Below are 18,202 nucleotides of genomic sequence, written 5' to 3'. Positions count from 1 at the left end.
TGCCATTGAGAGTCCGTTAGTGCTTGAAACGATTCGTTCATGATCTTGGAGCTTGGTAACTACAAGATAAGACGGACTCTCATTTTTAGACTATCCAAAACATACTCTAACGACATCGGTATTTATGCTACTGGTCGCAATTAAAACGGACGGTGTTTCCCTTCCCGTTGATGGGGTAGCTGTTTTAGGGATTACGTTTTGAAACTTAAAGAGCAGCATGCTCGCCGAATCATTGACCTCCGGGTTGTCAATAACCAGGTCTTCTTTGAGTTCATAGTTAAGGATCAGCAGTCGGATATTCTCATTAAAAACAAATCCGGAACAATACCCCGTACCAAATTCTTCGGGGATTTCCACTGTCCAATTCGTCACGACTGTACCCAATACATAAGCCAGCCTGTATAGAACGTTGGGCACTGACTCCCGTGTGTCTCCTTTCATACAAGTCTTTTACGACTATTTTTATGACTAATGTAGGTATTTCAACCTTAAAAGGTTCCTCAATTTTGTGTCATTAATTAACAAGACAAAATCATGGAACTGTACGATAAAGAAGTAGCCATTATTGGTGCGGGGCCAGTTGGTCTGACAATGGCAAGATTGCTACAGCAGCAGGGAGTAGCTGTAAGGGTTTACGAGAGAGACAAAGACGCACAAGCCAGAATTTGGGGCGGTACGCTTGACCTGCATAAACACTCAGGGCAGGAAGCCATGAAAAAAGCAGGATTGCTGGACAGCTATTTTGCCCTGGCCAAACCAATGGGAAGAACCATCGCCGATGAAAAGGGTACTGTGTTAATCTCTAAAAAACCAACCCCCGAAACCCGATACGACAATCCCGAAATTAACAGAAATGATTTACGAAACATGCTGCTTGATAGTTTAGCAACAGACACTGTTATCTGGGATAGAAAGCTTACTGGACTGGAGGAACACAAGGGGAAATGGCTACTGTCTTTTAACAATAATAGGCAGGCGACAGCCGATTTTGTCATCGGAGCGAATGGCGGAATGTCCAACGCGAGAAGCTATGTTACGGATAGCAAAGTCGAAGATACGGGCACATTTATTCTTCAGGGTGAAGTAGTTGAACCGAAACGGTACTGCCCGGCACTTTACCAACTGTGCGACAATGACATACTGATGAGTTCGTACCAGGGCAACATATTGGTCGCCAACCCCAACAACAACGGCGTATTGACCTACAACATCATCTATGCAACGCCACCAGAATGGATTGGCAAAAATGGGGTAGACGTTCAAGACACGGGTAGCATTCGTACGTTTCTTACCGACAGGTTCTCTGGTTGGGATGAACGTTACCAGCAGTTATTCGACGCGACCACTTCTTTCTGGGGATTGCCAACGAGAAAACTACCCATGGAAAAACCGTGGAAACGGAATCGCCCGCTGCCAATAACGCTTATTGGGGATGCCGCCCATTTGATGCCACCCTTTGCCGGGCAGGGTGTGAATACCGGCCTGATGGACGCCCTGGTTTTATCCGATACCCTAACCAACGGAAACTACGCGACTATACAGGGAGCTATCCAAGCTTACGAACAACAAATGGTTGTGTATGCCGCAGAAGCCCAACGTGAATCCGGCAAGAATGAACTACTTATGCGTCATCCAGACTTTTCGTTTCAGCAATTTATGCGTTGAGTTAGACAGGTTTTCTGAACTGAACACCGACGTATTGAGTATCCTTCGTAACCGGTACAGCAACGGCACAGGTAGCTCGGTACAGACCGTAAGCATTTTCGCTACACGGACGCAAACGAAGCAATATCCTTTCAGTCGATGGCCCTACTCATTTAGATAGCTGTTTGTACGAGTTGCATCTTAAGAAGTAGGGCCATTTCAACTATATTGACTAAGCTAATTTACCAGCTGACTATTCCAGTTATTACGCCAACGTCTTACGAGCCTCGCGGTCAGGGTCATTGGCCAGCGCGGAGGTGTCATCCAGGATCATGGTCTCGCCGTTTTGGGTCGTGTAGGGCTTCCAGTTGGGTAAGCCGCCCCCGTTGGGGTTGCCGGTCTTCACAAAATTGAGGAAGGAACCCGCCATCTTCTCCGACAGGGCGCGGGGTCGTTTGCCACCGCCCGTGTGGGTCAGCATCAGGTCGGTGTTGGAAAACCAGAAGCAGATATCGTCGCAGTGGAACGCCCGCATCCGACCGTCGAAGAGCGGGGGTTGCCAGCCAAACCAGGCCACATAAACGGGCGCTTTTCGTTGCGATACCTTCGCGTCGGCGGTGGCCACGACATTCTTCCGGCTGGACACGATCAACGCCCAGATTTCGATAGGACGCGCCTTCGGAAAATTCCGGGCATAGGCATCCACGATATCGCTGGTCTTGTCACCAAAGCGGGACTTGATCTTTTCTTTTACGTCGGCCAGTGAAATACTTTCCAGAGAAGCATCGGTCCGGTCGGGGTTTTGCTCGTGGAAGGTCGAGCAGATCATCAGTGGAATGTCAGCCGAGAAGTGGCTGGCATCGGTGAAAAAAGCACCGTCTTTCAAGGTTACGCCATCACCTACGGGCGAGTAACCACCACGCTGGATGCCCATCTTTTTGGCTTCGTCGGACATTTTCTCGGTGGCCCGATTGGCGATGTCAATGTATTCACGCCAGGGAATCTGCTGAAGTTTGTCGATTTCTCCAGGTTTCAGACCGGCCTCTTCCATCACTTTAAGGCCCAGCTTTTCGGCGTATTCTTTATTGGTGCCGGCCAGTGAGCTGCCACTCAACGCTACGGCCTTATGGAACAAGCCCTTCGCCGACGGCATATTCATCAGGGTAGTCACTTTGGCTCCTCCCCCCGACTGGCCAATGATGGTTACGTTGTTCGGGTCTCCGCCAAAATTGGCAATGTTGTTTTTCACCCATTCGAGAGCCGCCACCATGTCCAGGTTGCCTACGTTGCCGGAAGCCGAATGCCCGCCAGCTGCCTTCAGGTGGGTATAGCCCAATGCGCCGAGCCGGTGGTTGATCGAGCAGAAAACGACATTCCCCATACGGGAAATATTCTCGCCATGATAGCCGTCCTGCTCAATCGCATTGCCATTCACGAAACCACCCCCGTGAAGCCAGACGATTACCGGCCGTTTTTGGGTATCCAGTGCCGGAGTCCACACGTTCAGTTTCAGGCAATCTTCCGACACATCGTCGTAGTTCCAGTGGTCGACGAACGAGGCATAAGGATTGGCGTACCGCTTTTCCATAATCTGGGGAGCAGAATTGCCCCACCAGAGGGCCGGACGAATATCGGTCCAGGCCGTTGGCTTTTGCGGGGGCATAAAGCGGTTTTTGCCCGAGGTGTCGGCCCCGTAGGGAACGCCTAAAAATTGGTGAACACCCCGTAGGATAAACCCCCTGACCTTGCCATGTTCCGTTTTAGCGATGGCGATGTTATCGCCCACAAATAAAACCTGCTCATCGCCGGCTGCTTTTGCCACTTTTGGTGGTTTTACACCTGCCGCAATGGATTGCTCGGCTACACCCAGGCTGGTCACGCCAACGCCCAATGCCTGTAAAAAATTTCGTCTTGACGGTTTCATAGTAGAATATTCGTTGAAGAGTAAAGGAAGACCTCATCCGGGAGTTTGTATATAAGAGAGTTAAAGCGGGATTTTACTATGCCTAACCCGCTGATTCACCATTGATAATCAGCTACTCTCCGACTGGTTTAAGCAACTAGAGGGTGTAAGCGGAAAAGGTAGCCCCCATTTGGCGATCAGTTACGTCGAAACAACGCCACGATTACCGGCGGGCTACTGGTGCAGTTGGCTAATACGTTGTTCTTGACCTGCACCGGGTATGGGATAGCCCGCTGTAAAAAGAGCTATTCTTCTTGCTGTCCGATCGAATCAGCGGACAATCGATCCTGAAAGGAGGTAAACCACTCATCCCCTAATCTCATTCGTTCAGCCAGCTAACCCCCCGGTTTATCTCCTTTCTTTTGGTACCGACCCGGACGGGTAGTACGTTTACGCCTGTACAAACGCTATTCATATGTCCGGGCAGTTAACTTCCTATAAAAAATGGCAACTAGCCATTCGGCTCTTACTGCTTTATTCACCTCTGCTGTTCTACGTAAACCTGTGGGGAACCAAACGCCCATCAAATTCGACAATGCCAGTTTTGCCTCTAATCCTGGGGTATACCCTTGTGGTCCTGGTCCTGTATTTCATCTGGATCAATGCCACCGACTGGATTCAACGTCGACTGTTTGACTGGTTCGGGGAAGACTTTCTGCACGAATTTAGTTGGAAAGCGATTCTGACAACCATCCTGGTATCACTAGGACTTGCCTTGCTGTTCAATATAGTCTTTGGGGAAATGGTGGGGCTTAGCTTTCGGCTTATATTTTATCTGTGGCCGGCTTTTCAGGACGAAAACGCCACCATGCCTTTTCCCCCTGAGGTGATGGCCTATGTAGGACGGGCCAATACTGGTTTTTCGGTTGCCATCATGTTGTCAGCCTTTGATTTGACGATCAACGCCCGGGCTTTCCAGCAATTGAAAGATGTGCGGCTACGAGCGGAGCGCCTGCAAAAAGAAGCGGTACTGAGTCAGTTCGAAGCCCTGAAGAATCAACTCAGTCCCCACTTTCTTTTTAACAGTCTGAGTATTTTAACCTCCCTGATTCATGAGGATGTCGACTTGTCCGAACAGTTTATCAAGCAATTATCAAAAGCCTATCGCTACCTGTTAGAGCAACGCGACCAGGATATGGTCCCGCTCAGCACCGAACTCGATTTCATTCAGGCCTACACATTTTTGCTTCAGATACGTTTCGAAAACAAATTTGAGGTCGTCATCGATGTTCCTCCGTCGGTACAAACACAGTACCAGATTGCGCCCTTATCCCTCCAGCTGGTCGTTGAAAACGCAGTAAAGCATAATCGCATGTCGATTCGGGAACGGCTACAGGTACGTATTTACACGAAGGATGAGTTTCTGATCGTCGAAAACCCGATACAACTCCGCGATATCCCTGAACCGTCAACGGGCGTGGGGTTAACTAATATTGCCAACCGCTATGCCCTGCTGACCGAACGCCCGGTCTGGTACGGCGAACAACATGGTTTATTTATCGTAAAAATTCCGCTTACCCTATGAATGTCCTGATCATTGAAGACGAAGCCCGCACCGCCCGTCAGTTAGAGCGGATGCTTAAGAAATACGATCCGGCTATCCAGGTTATGGCGCAGTTGCCATCGGTAAGCGAAGCCGTTGCCTGGTTTAGTCAACAGGGCAGCGGCCAAATGCCTCTGCCAGACCTAGCCTTTATGGATATTCATCTCGAAGATGGTCTTGCATTTTCTATTTTTGATCAGACGCGCCTGACCCTACCCGTTATTTTCACGACCGCCTATGAGGAGTATATGATCAAAGCTTTCAAAGTGAACAGCATTGATTACCTGCTCAAGCCGGTTGACTATGACGAGTTGGCAGCGGCACTCGACAAGTTCAGGATCATTCGGCAGCAACCCGGCCTGCCCGACCTGAACGCACTACTGGCACTGATCCAGAAGCCTAAAGAACCGAATTTTAAAGAGCGCTTCATGGTAAGCCTCGGCACCAAAATCAGGAGTGTGGAAGTTGCCGATATTGCCTATTTCTTTTCGGAAGAGAAAGCAACGTTTCTGGCTACCAAAGAAGGTATGTCGCTGCCCCTCGACTATAGCCTCGATCAGCTATCCGGGATGGTGAACCCAGCTCAATTTTTTCGGGCCAACCGGCAGTTTCTCGTAGCCAGAACGGCCATACAAACGATTCATACCTTTTCAGCAGGTAAACTAAAACTGGACCTGGTTCCCGTTGCCCGCCATGAATTGTTCGTAAGTCTGAGCCGGGTCACGGAGTTTAAAGATTGGCTGGGACGGTGAACCCTCTTCGTTAATATACCCCTAGCCAGCCAATTTGATCAACAATAAAGAACTAAAATAAAAATAACAAGTGACAGCCTATAGATTTTGTAGTCTTACTGTTAGTGCTTCATCAACCTTGAACAGGTACTGAAACTAGTAAGTATATACGCGTAAACTAACGGAGAAATGGTATTCTCATCAGGCAGTGGTCAAACCTACTGTCAGGCAACTTCTTCTGGCCAGTTCGTTGAGACGCTCTGGCGTCTGAGCGGTCTATCGGCAACAACGTCCATACCCCACTTCATGATTCAGCTCGCGGATCATATCCAAACGCGGGAGTCGGGAAAGGAATTGATTGTACGCACCGATACAACCGACCACTTCGTCGATGATTTAATTCAGTGTGGTTTAGTAAAGATTGTACCTTAACTGCCATCGAACAGCCGAACCTCTTCTCTAAATCATTGAACGGATTGGTATTTTGTAAAACAATCATTCGATCAACAGATTAATAGGGGGTATGAACTTCTTCAACTCCGTCTCCTCCCCCACTCTGTCGCCTTTTTCTGACGATTGTCTTTCTTTGCTGGACCCACTAATCGAGCGAATTGCTGACGTCGCTTCCGACACGGACAGCGAGGGGGCGTTTCCCGAAGATGCCTTTACCTGGCTGGCCGAGGCTGGCCTGCTGGCGATCACACTGCCCGGCCACGACCTCGACTTTATGGAAGGGCAAACGGCTCGTCTGCTCCACCTCCTTAAACGGATTGGATCGGCAAACCTGGCCGTTGGACGGGTATACGAAGGCCATATCAATGCCCTTTACCTGATTCATCTCTATGCTACACCCAGCCAGCGTACAGCCTGGTACGACGACGTAATTCAGCACCATCGGTTATTTAGCGTCTGGAATACGCAGGCCGGCGATGGGGTCAGTCTGGTCGAACAGGTCTCATCGACGGGCGACATTACATACCGTTTACAGGGTTCCAAGACGTTCTGTTCCGGAGCAGGCTGGGTGCAGCGACCGCTGATTACCGGCGAGTTGCAAACAACCGATCAACAGGAAACCCATCGTAAAGGCTGGCAGATGGCGGTTGTGCCCACAGAACGGGTTTCGGCCATTGATCAACATGATCAATTTTGGCGGCCACTGGGTATGCGCGCATCGGCCAGTTTTAAACTCGACTTTACCGGGGTTGAACTAACGGATGACGACCTGCTGGGGCATCCGGGAAACTACTTCCAGCAACCCGTCTTCAGCGGAGGAGCCATCCGGTTTGCAGCCGTACAACTCGGTGGTGCCGAAGCTCTTTACGAGTCGACCCGCCAGTTTCTGGTTCAGGCAAACCGGACCGATGACGTTTTTCAACAGACCCGGCTGGCCGAAATGGCTTATCTGATCGAGTCAGGCAATCAGTGGATCCGTTTGGCTGGCGACAACACTGACCGTTGGCTGGCTGAAGGTGCCGACTGGCAAAAGATCGTTGCCTACGCCAACATGACCCGCACGGCTATTGAAGAAATCTGCCTGCGAATTATGCCGCTTGCCGAACGCTGTGTTGGTGCCAGAGGGCTCTTACGGCCACATCCCTTTGAGCGCATTCATCGGGACCTGACACTTTACCTCCGTCAGCCCGCGCCCGATGCGACGCTGGTGGATATTGGAAAGTTCGTACTGACAAACACCCGGGCGGCCGATGAACTCTGGCATTAATCAGGCGTATTCGCTGGAAAACAACGCCGTTCTGCTCACAGACATACACACGATCGGGTCGGCGCTGGTCATTGCGCCACACCCGGACGACGAATCGCTCGGCTGTGGCGGCACCATCGCTCAGTTACGGGCGATGGGCTATGCCGTCCATGTTGTATTTGTGAGTGATGGAACCATGTCGCATCCCAATTCGATAGCGTATCCGGCCAACCGGCTGCGTGATCTCCGTGAATCCGAAGCGCGGGATGCGTTACAGATCCTGGGCGTCGAGGCCGGGGCTTGTACGTTTCTGCGCTTCCGCGACCGGGATGTTCCGGGTAAAGACTCCCCCGGTTTTCTGGAAGCCGCAACGGTTCTGGCGTCCCTGATCGACCGGCTGAAACCATCGACCGTTTTTGTCCCCTGGCGACGCGACCCGCACCCCGATCATCGGTCCTCGTGGCAGATCCTGAACGAGGCTCGTCAATACAGCCACTGGCAACCGAGGGTACTGGAGTATCTTATCTGGTTGTGGGAGTTGGGAACCCCCGCCGACATGCCCGATCCGGCTGAAGTAACGCTGTGGACTGTTCCAATCGACGCCGTACTGGAGCAGCGTAACCAGGCAATAGCCGCTCACCGGTCGCAGGTGACCCGGCTTATTGACGACGACCCAACCGCGTTTTATTTATCACCCGAACTATTGACTCACTTCGATCGGCCACGTGAGCTATTTCTGGAAAGCCTTACCTGAAAGCGTCGCTGGCGTAGAAATTTCGGTAGTTAACCACTTGACTTTATCCATATGCCTTCACAACCAACAACTCTGGATCAAGCTTATTTCGATGCCGTTTATTCGGCGAACGAGGACCCGTGGTCATTTGCGACCAGCGACTATGAGCGCCAGAAATATGAAGCAACGGTAGCCGCACTCACCCGGGCGCAGTACAGCGAAGCGTTTGAAATTGGCTGTTCCATTGGCGTGCTGACCCGTAAACTTACTGAACGCTGCGGCCGGTTGCTGGCCGTTGACGCCAGTGAATTGCCGCTGAAAGCTGCCCGGGAACGACTCGCTCCGTATCCTTCAGTGACCATCCGGCAAATGAAGATTCCCGATGAATTTCCAGATCAGTCGTTTGATCTGATTCTATTGTCGGAGATTGGCTATTACTTGTCTATGCCCGATCTGGGTCGGGCCCGGCAGCTATTGATCGATCATTTACGGCCCGGCGGGCAGTTGCTGCTGGTTCACTGGACCCCCTTCGTACCCGACTATCCGTTGACCGGCGATCAGGTTCAAGACTTCTTTCTGGAATCGGCTCAGGCAAATGGTCCTCTCGCCCACCTCACCAACAAACGGGCAGATACCTATCGGCTGGATCTATTTCAAAAGAGGGAGGACTAGCCGGAATACCGGCTATGGTCTATCCGGCTCATTTATCGTACAGAAATAACCGTAATTTTTTTATCGCCTGGGATATGGGTACAGGCTGCCAGTGGGTGGCCCATTCACCGGCAGCCATCTGCATTTCTACTTTTTCCCAGAGCTGGCCGAAATACCGGGCCTGGTCCAGCTGTTGCCTGAGCCAGTCGGAGTCGATCAATAGTTCTGATGCAATAAGTTGAAGTTGATCGGAAACCGCACTGGTAATGTGGTTTTGCCAGATCGTCCGGAGTCGGTTCTGGTTACGGAACCGCCGAATAGTAGCCGCCGGTGCTTCGACCAGCTGGCTTTTATTGGCCTGGTTCATGGCCTGCCAGTAACGCAGCTGCTCCGAAAAACCTACCTCGACCCGACCCTGCATCCGGGTCGACGTGGTAACCCGAACAAAGGGGCTTTTACGAATGCGGGCATCGGTCCGAACCAGCGCGTTATAGAGCGCTTCGTCTTCCAGATGGGGTACATTTGGCAGCCCCCCTACCCGCTTGTAAGCAGCACAGGTCAGGGCCAGACTAGCACCGAAATGCTGAAAATGACGCGGCCATGGGTCGAACGATAAAGGGTCGAGGTGGGCTTCGAGCTGCGCCTTCAGCATGCGGTAGGTAACGTCGCGGAGGTGGTTAACCCGTACCGGACTATCATCTGGCCGGGTGAGAATACGCCCGCCAACAACATCACACCCATTATTGATCTCCGTCAGGATCTGATCGATCCAGTACGTGTCAACGATTGTGTCACTGTCCGTCGATGCAATGATGCCGTCGTGTCTGCCCACCTGAGTCAGGCGTTGGCAGGCTTCGTCCATCAGGAGTCGGCGGGCGGTGCCGACGTTAGCTTTTTCTGGTGGTAGCTGGATCGTTGCAATCCGCAGGGGAAAGGAGGGGTATTTTTGCTGATACCGATGCGCTACAACCACCGACTGGTCCGTGCAGTTGTTGAGCAGTAGTAATACTTCATACGTTCGCCAGACGATAGGCGTGCCATCCTTTTTTTGTTGATTACGCAAGGCATCGAGCGTATCACCCAGGTGTTCGGCCTCATTGCGGGCAGGAACAATAACAGAGATAAGTAGCTGTTTATCGGGCAGATGGGTATCGAAGAGCGTATGTTGTCTAAACAGATCGGCAGACAAAGAAGCAAGCGCAGGCGACATAGTAAATAGCTTCCTGCTTTAAAGAAGTTACAAATAATCAAGCAGGTCACTACACAACATAACGTTCGCCTTATTGTTGACGACGGGAACGGGAATTAAACGGTCAATTTAATGGCCGGGTAGCGGGAAGTCAGAAAAACGGGAAACACGCAGCCCGGCCGGAAGTAAACCGGCCGGGCTGCGCGCTTACAGGTTCATCCGCTTCAACTCGCTCACGGCGTGGCTGGCTGCGCGGGCCGTCAGCGCCATGTAGGTTAGCGATGGGTTAACACAGGAGGAAGATGGCATAGCCGCTCCGTCGGTAACAAACACATTCGACGCTCCCCATACCTGATTCCAGGCATTGAGCACCGACGTTTTGGGGTCACGACCCATTCGGGCAGCACCCATTTCGTGAATTCCGATACCTGGATTTTTTGTGTTGTCATTGCGGGTTTTGACATTTTTCAATCCGGCGGCTTCCAGCATTTCTGCGGCATCGTTCATCATCGCTTTTCGCATACCCACCGTATTTTCGCCCCAGCCCGCATCGAACTCGATAATGGGCAGCCCCCACTTATCTTTCTGCCCCGAAAGGCGCATCCGGTTGTTGGGGTCGGGCAGGGTTTCGCCAAATCCGCCAATGTTAAACTCCCAGCGGCCGGGCTTTGTCAGGTTATCTTTAAAAGCAGGTCCAAATCCATCCTTCGAAGCGCCGGCTACCCAGTCCTGACGACCACCCCGGCCCTGGTACCCGAACCCGCGCACGAAATCCTTGCGCTTGTCATCACCCCAGTTCGCGAAGCGTGGTATATAAATGCCGTTACCCCGCCGGCCGTAATAATACATATCCTGCAATCCCTCAAACTCCCCCGATGCACCAGCGCCTAAATGGTGATCCATCAGGTTGCGGCCCAGCTGATCAGAATCATTGCCCAAACCATTCGGGAAACGTTTGGATGTGGACTGCATCATGATCCAGGCCGTATTCATCGTCGAGGCATTCAGGAAGATGATTTTGGCAAAGTATTCCTGATGCTGTTTCGTGTTCTGGTCGATCACCCGTACGCCGACGGCTTTATTTTTCTGGTCATCGAAAATAACCTCGTAAGCAATCTTATCGGTGATGACGGTCAGGTTGCCTGTTTTAACGGCCGCGGGCAACGTAGCCGACTGCGTACTGAAATAGGCCCCAAACGGACAACCCCGCACGCATAGGTTCCGGAACTGGCACGAAGCCCGGCCCAGATCGGTATGAATCTTCTGCGCTTCGGAAATAATTGCGGGTCGGCCAATGACCAGATGACGCCCTTTAAAGTTCTTTTCGATACCGGCTTTGGCCAGTCGTTCGATACTATTCATCTGCATGGGCGGTACAAACTCCCCATCCGGCAAAACCGCCAGCCCATCGCGGTTACCCGATATACCCGCAAACTTCTCGACATAGGAATACCAGGGGGCCAGGTCTTTGTACCGGATAGGCCAGTCGGCCCCGTGACCGTCTTCGAGGTTTGCCGTGAAATCCCGCTCATTGAGCCGGTAGCTCTGCCGTCCCCACACCAGCGACCGGCCTCCCAGGTGATAAGCCCGAATCCAGTCGTAGGGGCGTTTTTCGATATACGGCACGTCGACATCTTTGGTGAACATATGCCGCTGATCTTCGCCGGGTTTACCGCCCGAGCGGGCGTTGGCCCAGTACTCTTCGGCGGCCCATAGTTCGACTTTTCCCCGGTGCGGAAACTCCCAGGGGTCTTTCATGGCCGTTGTGTAGTCAGTTACGTGCTTCAGATCGGGACCCCGTTCCAGCATCAGCACTTTCAGGCCTTTCTGCGTCAGTTCTTTGGCCGCCCAGCCACCCGATATGCCGGAGCCTACTACGATTGCATCGTAGGTCATTGCCTTTTTAGCGTCGAGATTGAGATTCATTGGTAGTTGTCAAAAAAGGTAAAGCAACAGCCGGCCGCCGGGCGGTCGATCGTCGCGAATCATTAGCCGGAAGTCGACAGGCGGTTCAGGTTGCCCACGCTTTTTGGCCGTCCTTGAGCTTCACAACGCCTTCGTAGCGGCCCGGTATGGGCACATAGGCCAGCGCCTTTGTGCAGCCTGCTTCCGAACTAAAATAGCCGAGAATGGTCAGCTCTTTCACGAGCGTAAAAAACGGCGTGAGGGGAGCGTTTTTCCTGGCATCCTTTACGACCACGCCTGTTTCTGCATCCACCTCTTTAGCCTGGGTTTGCTCGGAACCCGCCGGGGCAAATGCACTTAAACTTGTTTCCGTATTGGTTGCCTGTGGTTTCTCCTGTCGTTTGGGATGCTGCTTTGCTTCCGCTTTGGCATCCTGCTCAAACTGCGTCAGAATCGCGGTTTTCTGTTCGATCGACAAATCGACAAATGGTTTGCTGTACGTTTTTTTGCTTTCGGTATCGACCGCCAGCAAGCCTTTCTGAAAGTGAGCCTGCTGAGCCGGTTTGTAACAATCCTTCATGATCAACTGGATCGTTGCCGCCACCCCGGCTTCTTTGGCTCCCGGCGTATCGGTAGCCGGCATGATCACCTCGGCAATTTCGGCCAGCAGCGCCTGCTCATCGGCCCCTAACACAAACGGCGACGGTTTATGGCCGCCCACCCGATGGGGCTGATACCCCTCAAGGATGGAAGCCATCGTTGGTGCCGACAGGGCGCTGCCCATCGTGAGGGCTACCTGAAGAATTGCTTCTCTACGATTCATGGTTTGTCAGAAAAAACGGGCACCCGTTTGTTGTTGAGTTCGGTTGAAAAGCTCCTGAAGAACAACCACAAAAGCTCGTTATAGGGTAAGGCAAATTACCCGCTAATTTACTGTCAGACTCTGTCGGCGCAACCTGATTTCACCCCCCGATTCAAGCCGGAGCTTTTGTAAAAACGAACGGGCAGCGATCTGGCTTGCACCATACCACTGCCCGTTCGTTTTAACGAATTAAGCACTCTGCCCACCCGTACCCCGGTTCGGGACGGGTGGGCAGAGTGCTTAATTTTGTTTCAATACACTCGCCCCCATGATGTCGATCTGTGCCTGAGGAATGGGGAAATACTCGTTTTTTCCCTTCGCGAAAGTAGAGCCCGTGAGGTAGGTTCGCTTGCGGCTTTCCTTGGCCAGATAGGCGTTCAGTACCTCGCTAGCCTCACCCCAGCGGACCAGGTCGAAGAAGCGATGCCCTTCCATGGCCAGTTCCAGCCGGCGCTCGAAGCGAACAGCTTTTCGGGCGTAAGCCTGGCTGGAGAAAGAAGTATAAGGTTTGACCAGGTAGTTAGCGGCTGGTTTGCCGCTGGCATCTGTTACTACTTCGTTGGTAGCGCGGGTTCTGACCTGGTTCACGAGTTTCAGCGCTGTGGGCATATCATTTTCTTCTACCGCTACTTCAGCCCGCATGAGCAATACGTCGGCATAGCGCAGCGCCCGGTAATTGTTGGCGTTGGCGCGGGGCGATTCAGCGCCGGCATTCTCGCTGCTGTTGGCAAAGAACTTCTTGAAGGTATACGGTCCGCCGAAGCTTTGATCCCGTATCCAGTTCTTGCCGGGATGCGTTCCCCAATCCAGAAACGGTAACCCCCTACGGCCTACCGTCCAGTCCAGGCGAGGGTCCAGCGTGCCTTCATACGGCGTGAATGGATCGGTAGAGGCCAGCCCTTCGTCGTTTTTTACATCGACCTCATTGAAGGTATCCAGCAAGGGCAAGCCATTGGCATCGGTTTTGAAGGCATTGACCAGGGTTTGCGAGGGTTGAAAGAAACCGCAGCAACCGCCGGGCGCAGACCCATAGGGAAAGTTCCAGTTGTCGCCCCAGCTGCCGTTCTGGCCGGTACCCCCATCGGCAATCGACATCTGGACTTCAAAAACCGATTCGCGGTTGTTTTCGGTGGCTATCCTGAAATTGTCGTGAAAATTGGCTACCAGCGCGAAGGGGCCGTTATTGATCACATCATCCAGCAGCGGCTTTGCGGCCGTGTAATCCTGCTGATACATGTGGGCTTTGGCCAGATACGCCTTTGCGGTCCATTTGCTGGCCCGCCCCAGGTTGGCTTTGGTCACAGACAGGTTATCGATGGCGAACTGGAGATCGGCTTCGATCAGGGGCCAGATATCCTTATCGTTCGGCAGGTTGATATAATCGGTAACCGTTTCGTCGACGTAAGGAACCATGTTCCATAGTTTCTTGGCTTCGAAGTGATACCAGGCCCGCAGGAAACGGGCTTCACCAATGGCCTGGGCTTTTTCTGCATCGGTCATATCGGTGACTTTGGGAATCAGTTTAAGCACATCATTCGATCGGGAGACCCCATCGTATAACGCCACCCATTTGTCATTATAGAGGCCCAGATCGGCCTGGAACGAGTACCGTTCGAGCGTGGTGATCTGCGACTGATCGCCCACATCACTCCCTTTATAGGCATCGTCCGACGCTACAGACCCAAATATCCAGTTACTGACCGATGAGATGTTCGTTGGTCCTGAGCCCACCCCGTCCAGTAAACTATAAGCGGCAATCAGCGCCCCGTTGACCCCCGATTTGCTAGCCAGCAGCTGGTCGTTGGCCACGCCCAGCGGAGTCGTCTCCAGAAATTCATCGCTGCATGAGCTCATTAGCGTCACACAAACCGACAGGATTAATACGAGTTTCTTTTTCATTTGGTAATAGGCCGGTTACTACGGCGTATGTTTTTGACAAACCATTGGTTAAAAGCCGAAATTGATGCCGATCTGGTACATTTTAGCGTTCGGATAGTTGCCCTGATCGACACCTAAAACCGTACTGCCCGGTGAAGACCCCACCGACGTTACCTCCGGATCGATACCACTGTATTTAGTGATCGTGAACAGGTTTTGCGCCTGAACGAAGACCCGCGCGCTTTCGAATTTGATTTTCGACGCTACTGAAGCGGGCAGGGTATAGCCGATGGTCAGATTTTTCAGGCGCAGGTAAGAGCCATCTTCGATAAAGTAGCTGGAGGGCTGCTGGCTGCGGCTGTCGTTGGCATCCAGAATGGGAAGGACAGCATCCGGGTTCTCCGGTGTCCAGGAGTCGTTCAACATCCGCAGGCTCCGGTTACCCGCCTGGTTGTTGAAGTCGACCCAGCGTTTGACCATATTCAGCAATTGGTTGCCTTGTACGCCCTGAAAAAAGGCCGACAGATCGAAATTCTTGTAGCCCAGATTCAGGTTCACCCCATAGGTAAAGTCCGGGTGCGGATTGCCCAGAAACATCCGGTCGTTGTCGGTGATAGTCCCGTCACCATCCGTGTCATGGTATTTATATTTACCAACGGCGGCATAGCCCGGGTAGGCAGGCCCGGCATCCAGTTCGCTCTGATTCTGATAAATTCCGTCGATTTTAAGTCCGTAAAAAGAAAATAACGGCATCCCCGCCACCGACCGGGTCCAGGTGTAACTCCGAATAGCGGGACCCAGCAGCACGGCTGTCGAGCTGCTGTTGAGTCGAACTACCTTGTTCTTATAGGTAGAGAAATTGACGCCTACCCCGTAGGTCAGGTTGCCATTCAGGGCTTTGTTGTTATAGGTAAGGTTCAAGTCAATTCCTTTGTTGTTCATCTCACCAATGTTCACAAACGGAATGGTTGCTACGCCCTGCGTGGCTGGCAGACTTACCTGATACAACATGTCGGAAGTGGTTCGGTTGAAGAGGTCCAGCGTCAGACCAAGCTTTCCTTTCATGAACGTAGCATCCAGACCCAGGTTCGTCTGCGTCGTTGTTTCCCACTTGGCATCCGGGTTGCCGAATGCTTCGGTATCGAAGCCCGACTGCACGGAATTATTCGACCCGTCGATGGCATAAGACGACTGGCTAAGGCTGGAACGATAAGTGCTGAACCCATTGTAGTTGCCAATTTCCTGGTTGCCCGTCTGTCCCCAGCCAGCTCTTATTTTCAAGTCGTTGATCCAGGGTAGTCCGGCCATAAACCCTTCTTCCGAGATACGCCATCCGGCGCTGAATGCGGGGAAGGTTCCATACCGGTTGTTCTGCCCGAATCGGGATGAACCATCGCGCCGTATGGTAGCCTCCAGCAGATAGCGGTCGTTAAGGGAGTAATTGACCTTCCCGAATACGGAGAAAAGTGCCCATTCATAGCCACCACCAGTGTTATTGATACCGGCGGTTCCGGAATTAAGGAACATGTACAGGGGGTCTTCGGAGAAGAAGGTCGTCCGGGTAGCCGAGAAATCCCGGCCGCTTCCTTTGATCGCTTCTGTTCCGGCCAGTACGTTCAGTTTGTGGTTACTGCCGAAGGCGGCACTGTAGTTCAGGGTATTGGACCAGGTCCAGTTGATATCATAGGCGTTGGCATTCACCAGCGAGTTGGCCGCTTCGATCTCAGCCTCTTCCAGATCCAGCAGGGTATAGCCTACCCGATTGGCATTGGTATAATCAATACCGATACTCGATTTAGCCACGAGATTTTTCAGTACATCGACCTCCAGATAAGCGTTGCCAAATGTCCGGAACGTACTGGTTTTGTTGTTTCTCGACCGCCATAGCTGAGCTACCGGATTTGTGGCCGGTCCCAGACCAGCGGCCCGGGTAGCCGCAAAGTTGCCCATGATATCATAGACCGGAATAATGGACGGAATGCGGTACCCATTGCCAATTGGATTTCCATCCTGGTTATTTGCCGTACTCGCCGTTCCATTATTGTTGTAATACCCTTTATTATCGGTGTAGCTCACTTCCAGATTTTCACCCAGACGAATTCGTTTTTTAAACAAGAACTCGGTATTGGAGCGCAATGAGTACCGATCGAAACCGGTATGGATCATCACTCCGTCCTGTTTGAAATAATTCAGCGAAATGGCATAACGGCCGCTTTCGGTTCCCCCGTTAGCGCCAATATTATACTCCTGAATGGACGCCGGATGCAGAATTTCCTTTTCCCAGTCGGTCCCTTCCCTGTTCGCCTTTACGATCTGATAGAAACCCGTCCGGTTATAGTTGTACAGGGCAGGGTTTACCCGGGGGTCCCCTTCCGCCAGACCATAGCTGGCCCCGGCCAGAATATAATCTGGTACTACGGCTGTAGGTCCATTACCATACTGCTGGTGCGACGGATTACCATTGGTCAAGACGCCGGCGTTTCGGCGCTGGGTCCAGAGCAGGTTGCCAAAATCCTGTGGATCTTTGATCAGGCCCAGGTCCACTTTCCCGATTTGTACCCCGGCCCTCGAATTGAAGGTAAATTGAGGGGTGCCGATCCTGCCTTTTTTGGTCGTGATGATGATGACCCCGTTAGCCGCCCTGGACCCGTATATGGACGCTGACGATGCATCTTTCAACACCTGCATGGACTCGATGTTGTTGGGGTTGATACTATTGAGTCCGCCTTTGGTCGGTACGCCATCAATGATATAAAGCGGATCGTTGTTGTTGATCGTACCGAAACCCCGAATACGAACGGTGGCTTCGCCCCCCGGCGAATTGTTGGAGGTGACGGTAACCCCGGCCACCCTACCCTGCAACTGCTGGGCAACGTTCGGAGCCGTTACTTTGGTTAATTCCTTGGCATCGACCGTAGCAACGGAACCGGTGATATCGCGCCGGGATTGAGACGAATAGCCCGTTACAACGACCTCACTTAACGCTTTTACGTCCGATTGCAGCGTAACGAGGAGCTGGCTTTGATTGCCAATTGCAATTTCCTGGGCCATAAAGCCGATAGACGATACAACCAGCGTAGTACTACCATCGGGAACGTTCAGTATAAACGCACCATCTGCATCGGTCGTTGTTCCGAGGGACGAACTCCCTTTCAACACTACGGTAGCTCCGGGAATGGCACCACCGGTAGCATCCACCACTTTCCCCCGGATCGGGATAATGACTACAGGAGCGAAACCTCCGGATGGCATAATTACCGCCGAGGGCTTCGTTTCGGCCATAGTAAATTCGGCAAACTGGCTCATCAGCAACAGCTGCATTAAACCAATACCCTTTATTCGATGCCAGGAACAGGGGGAGTAAACGCGTCTTTTCATGTCAGGTTGATTTGATCAAAAAATTA

At 52.2% G+C, this 18,202-nt stretch carries 14 protein-coding genes; 7 read left to right on the top strand and 7 right to left on the bottom strand.

Features of this window, described 5'->3' with window-relative positions:
* Positions 1-90: 90 nt before the first annotated feature.
* On the bottom strand, positions 91-441 hold the full coding sequence (locus FH603_RS22385) for a hypothetical protein (protein WP_186740200.1): 351 nt from the start codon (positions 439-441) through the stop codon (positions 91-93).
* A gap of 93 nt (positions 442-534) precedes the next feature.
* Between FH603_RS22385 and FH603_RS22380 the strand changes: the two genes are divergently transcribed.
* Entirely contained in the window at positions 535-1,665 is a 1,131-nt protein-coding gene (locus tag FH603_RS22380) for an FAD-dependent oxidoreductase (protein ID WP_186740198.1), read from the top strand.
* Between the two features lie 244 nt (positions 1,666-1,909).
* Here FH603_RS22380 and FH603_RS22375 read toward each other — a convergent pair whose 3' ends face one another.
* Positions 1,910-3,568 carry a carboxylesterase/lipase family protein gene (locus FH603_RS22375; RefSeq protein WP_186740196.1) on the bottom strand — a complete coding sequence of 553 codons (1,659 nt, stop codon included), beginning with the start codon at positions 3,566-3,568 and terminating at the stop codon, positions 1,910-1,912.
* A 454-nt stretch (positions 3,569-4,022) separates the two neighbouring features.
* Between FH603_RS22375 and FH603_RS22370 the strand changes: the two genes are divergently transcribed.
* From FH603_RS22370 to FH603_RS22345, 6 genes are all read left to right on the top strand, one after another.
* Complete coding sequence (locus FH603_RS22370; protein ID WP_186740194.1) at positions 4,023-5,132, top strand: sensor histidine kinase; 1,110 nt, start codon at positions 4,023-4,025, stop codon at positions 5,130-5,132.
* Positions 5,129-5,902 (top strand): LytR/AlgR family response regulator transcription factor, encoded by a 774-nt coding sequence (locus FH603_RS22365; protein WP_186740192.1) that lies wholly within the window; start codon positions 5,129-5,131, stop codon positions 5,900-5,902. The genes FH603_RS22370 and FH603_RS22365 overlap by 4 nt, the downstream gene beginning before the upstream one ends.
* Positions 5,903-6,070: 168 nt before the next feature.
* On the top strand, positions 6,071-6,313 hold the full coding sequence (locus tag FH603_RS22360; RefSeq protein WP_186740190.1) for a hypothetical protein: 243 nt from the start codon (positions 6,071-6,073) through the stop codon (positions 6,311-6,313).
* 91 nt (positions 6,314-6,404) lie between these two features.
* Positions 6,405-7,601 (top strand): acyl-CoA dehydrogenase family protein, encoded by a 1,197-nt coding sequence (locus FH603_RS22355; protein WP_186740188.1) that lies wholly within the window; start codon positions 6,405-6,407, stop codon positions 7,599-7,601.
* On the top strand, positions 7,585-8,334 hold the full coding sequence (locus FH603_RS22350) for a PIG-L deacetylase family protein (protein ID WP_186740186.1): 750 nt from the start codon (positions 7,585-7,587) through the stop codon (positions 8,332-8,334). Before FH603_RS22355 ends, FH603_RS22350 begins: the two co-directional genes overlap by 17 nt.
* 51 nt (positions 8,335-8,385) lie before the next feature.
* Positions 8,386-8,985, top strand: coding sequence for a class I SAM-dependent methyltransferase (locus tag FH603_RS22345; protein WP_186740184.1), 600 nt, complete (start codon positions 8,386-8,388; stop codon positions 8,983-8,985).
* A 28-nt stretch (positions 8,986-9,013) separates the two neighbouring features.
* Here the strand turns inward: FH603_RS22345 and FH603_RS22340 are convergent, their stop codons facing one another.
* The 5 genes from FH603_RS22340 to FH603_RS22320 all read right to left on the bottom strand — a co-directional run bounded on the left by FH603_RS22340 (position 9,014) and on the right by FH603_RS22320 (position 18,176).
* Positions 9,014-10,174 (bottom strand): glycosyltransferase family 2 protein, encoded by a 1,161-nt coding sequence (locus FH603_RS22340; protein ID WP_186740182.1) that lies wholly within the window; start codon positions 10,172-10,174, stop codon positions 9,014-9,016.
* Positions 10,175-10,360: 186 nt separating this feature from the next.
* On the bottom strand, positions 10,361-12,079 hold the full coding sequence (locus FH603_RS22335; protein ID WP_186740180.1) for a GMC oxidoreductase: 1,719 nt from the start codon (positions 12,077-12,079) through the stop codon (positions 10,361-10,363).
* 85 nt (positions 12,080-12,164) lie between these two features.
* Positions 12,165-12,881: a gluconate 2-dehydrogenase subunit 3 family protein gene (locus tag FH603_RS22330; RefSeq protein WP_186740178.1), complete on the bottom strand. Its 717-nt coding sequence runs from the start codon at positions 12,879-12,881 to the stop codon at positions 12,165-12,167.
* 279 nt (positions 12,882-13,160) lie between these two features.
* Complete coding sequence (locus FH603_RS22325) at positions 13,161-14,819, bottom strand: RagB/SusD family nutrient uptake outer membrane protein (RefSeq protein ID WP_186740176.1); 1,659 nt, start codon at positions 14,817-14,819, stop codon at positions 13,161-13,163.
* Positions 14,820-14,867: 48 nt separating this feature from the next.
* Positions 14,868-18,176 (bottom strand): SusC/RagA family TonB-linked outer membrane protein, encoded by a 3,309-nt coding sequence (locus tag FH603_RS22320; RefSeq protein WP_235985505.1) that lies wholly within the window; start codon positions 18,174-18,176, stop codon positions 14,868-14,870.
* Positions 18,177-18,202: the final 26 nt, after the last annotated feature.

Source organism: Spirosoma utsteinense (assembly GCF_014282275.1).
Classification (GTDB): Bacteria; Bacteroidota; Bacteroidia; order Cytophagales; family Spirosomataceae; genus Spirosoma; species Spirosoma utsteinense.
Note: the sequence above shows the minus strand (reverse complement) of the source record. Positions and strands in the feature narration are given on the sequence as shown.

Excerpts from the sequence above, each read along its gene's own strand:
- FH603_RS22385 (WP_186740200.1), bottom strand. The coding sequence starts at position 441 with ATGAAAGGAGACACACGGGAGTCAGTGCCCAACGTTCTATACAGGCTG.
- FH603_RS22320 (WP_235985505.1), bottom strand. The coding sequence starts at position 18,176 with ATGAAAAGACGCGTTTACTCCCCCTGTTCCTGGCATCGAATAAAGGGT.
- FH603_RS22340 (WP_186740182.1), bottom strand. The coding sequence starts at position 10,174 with ATGTCGCCTGCGCTTGCTTCTTTGTCTGCCGATCTGTTTAGACAACAT.
- FH603_RS22345 (WP_186740184.1), top strand. The coding sequence starts at position 8,386 with ATGCCTTCACAACCAACAACTCTGGATCAAGCTTATTTCGATGCCGTT.
- FH603_RS22335 (WP_186740180.1), bottom strand. The coding sequence starts at position 12,079 with ATGAATCTCAATCTCGACGCTAAAAAGGCAATGACCTACGATGCAATC.
- FH603_RS22365 (WP_186740192.1), top strand. The coding sequence starts at position 5,129 with ATGAATGTCCTGATCATTGAAGACGAAGCCCGCACCGCCCGTCAGTTA.
- FH603_RS22355 (WP_186740188.1), top strand. The coding sequence starts at position 6,405 with ATGAACTTCTTCAACTCCGTCTCCTCCCCCACTCTGTCGCCTTTTTCT.
- FH603_RS22325 (WP_186740176.1), bottom strand. The coding sequence starts at position 14,819 with ATGAAAAAGAAACTCGTATTAATCCTGTCGGTTTGTGTGACGCTAATG.
- FH603_RS22360 (WP_186740190.1), top strand. The coding sequence starts at position 6,071 with ATGGTATTCTCATCAGGCAGTGGTCAAACCTACTGTCAGGCAACTTCT.
- FH603_RS22350 (WP_186740186.1), top strand. The coding sequence starts at position 7,585 with ATGAACTCTGGCATTAATCAGGCGTATTCGCTGGAAAACAACGCCGTT.
- FH603_RS22370 (WP_186740194.1), top strand. The coding sequence starts at position 4,023 with ATGTCCGGGCAGTTAACTTCCTATAAAAAATGGCAACTAGCCATTCGG.
- FH603_RS22375 (WP_186740196.1), bottom strand. The coding sequence starts at position 3,568 with ATGAAACCGTCAAGACGAAATTTTTTACAGGCATTGGGCGTTGGCGTG.
- FH603_RS22380 (WP_186740198.1), top strand. The coding sequence starts at position 535 with ATGGAACTGTACGATAAAGAAGTAGCCATTATTGGTGCGGGGCCAGTT.
- FH603_RS22330 (WP_186740178.1), bottom strand. The coding sequence starts at position 12,881 with ATGAATCGTAGAGAAGCAATTCTTCAGGTAGCCCTCACGATGGGCAGC.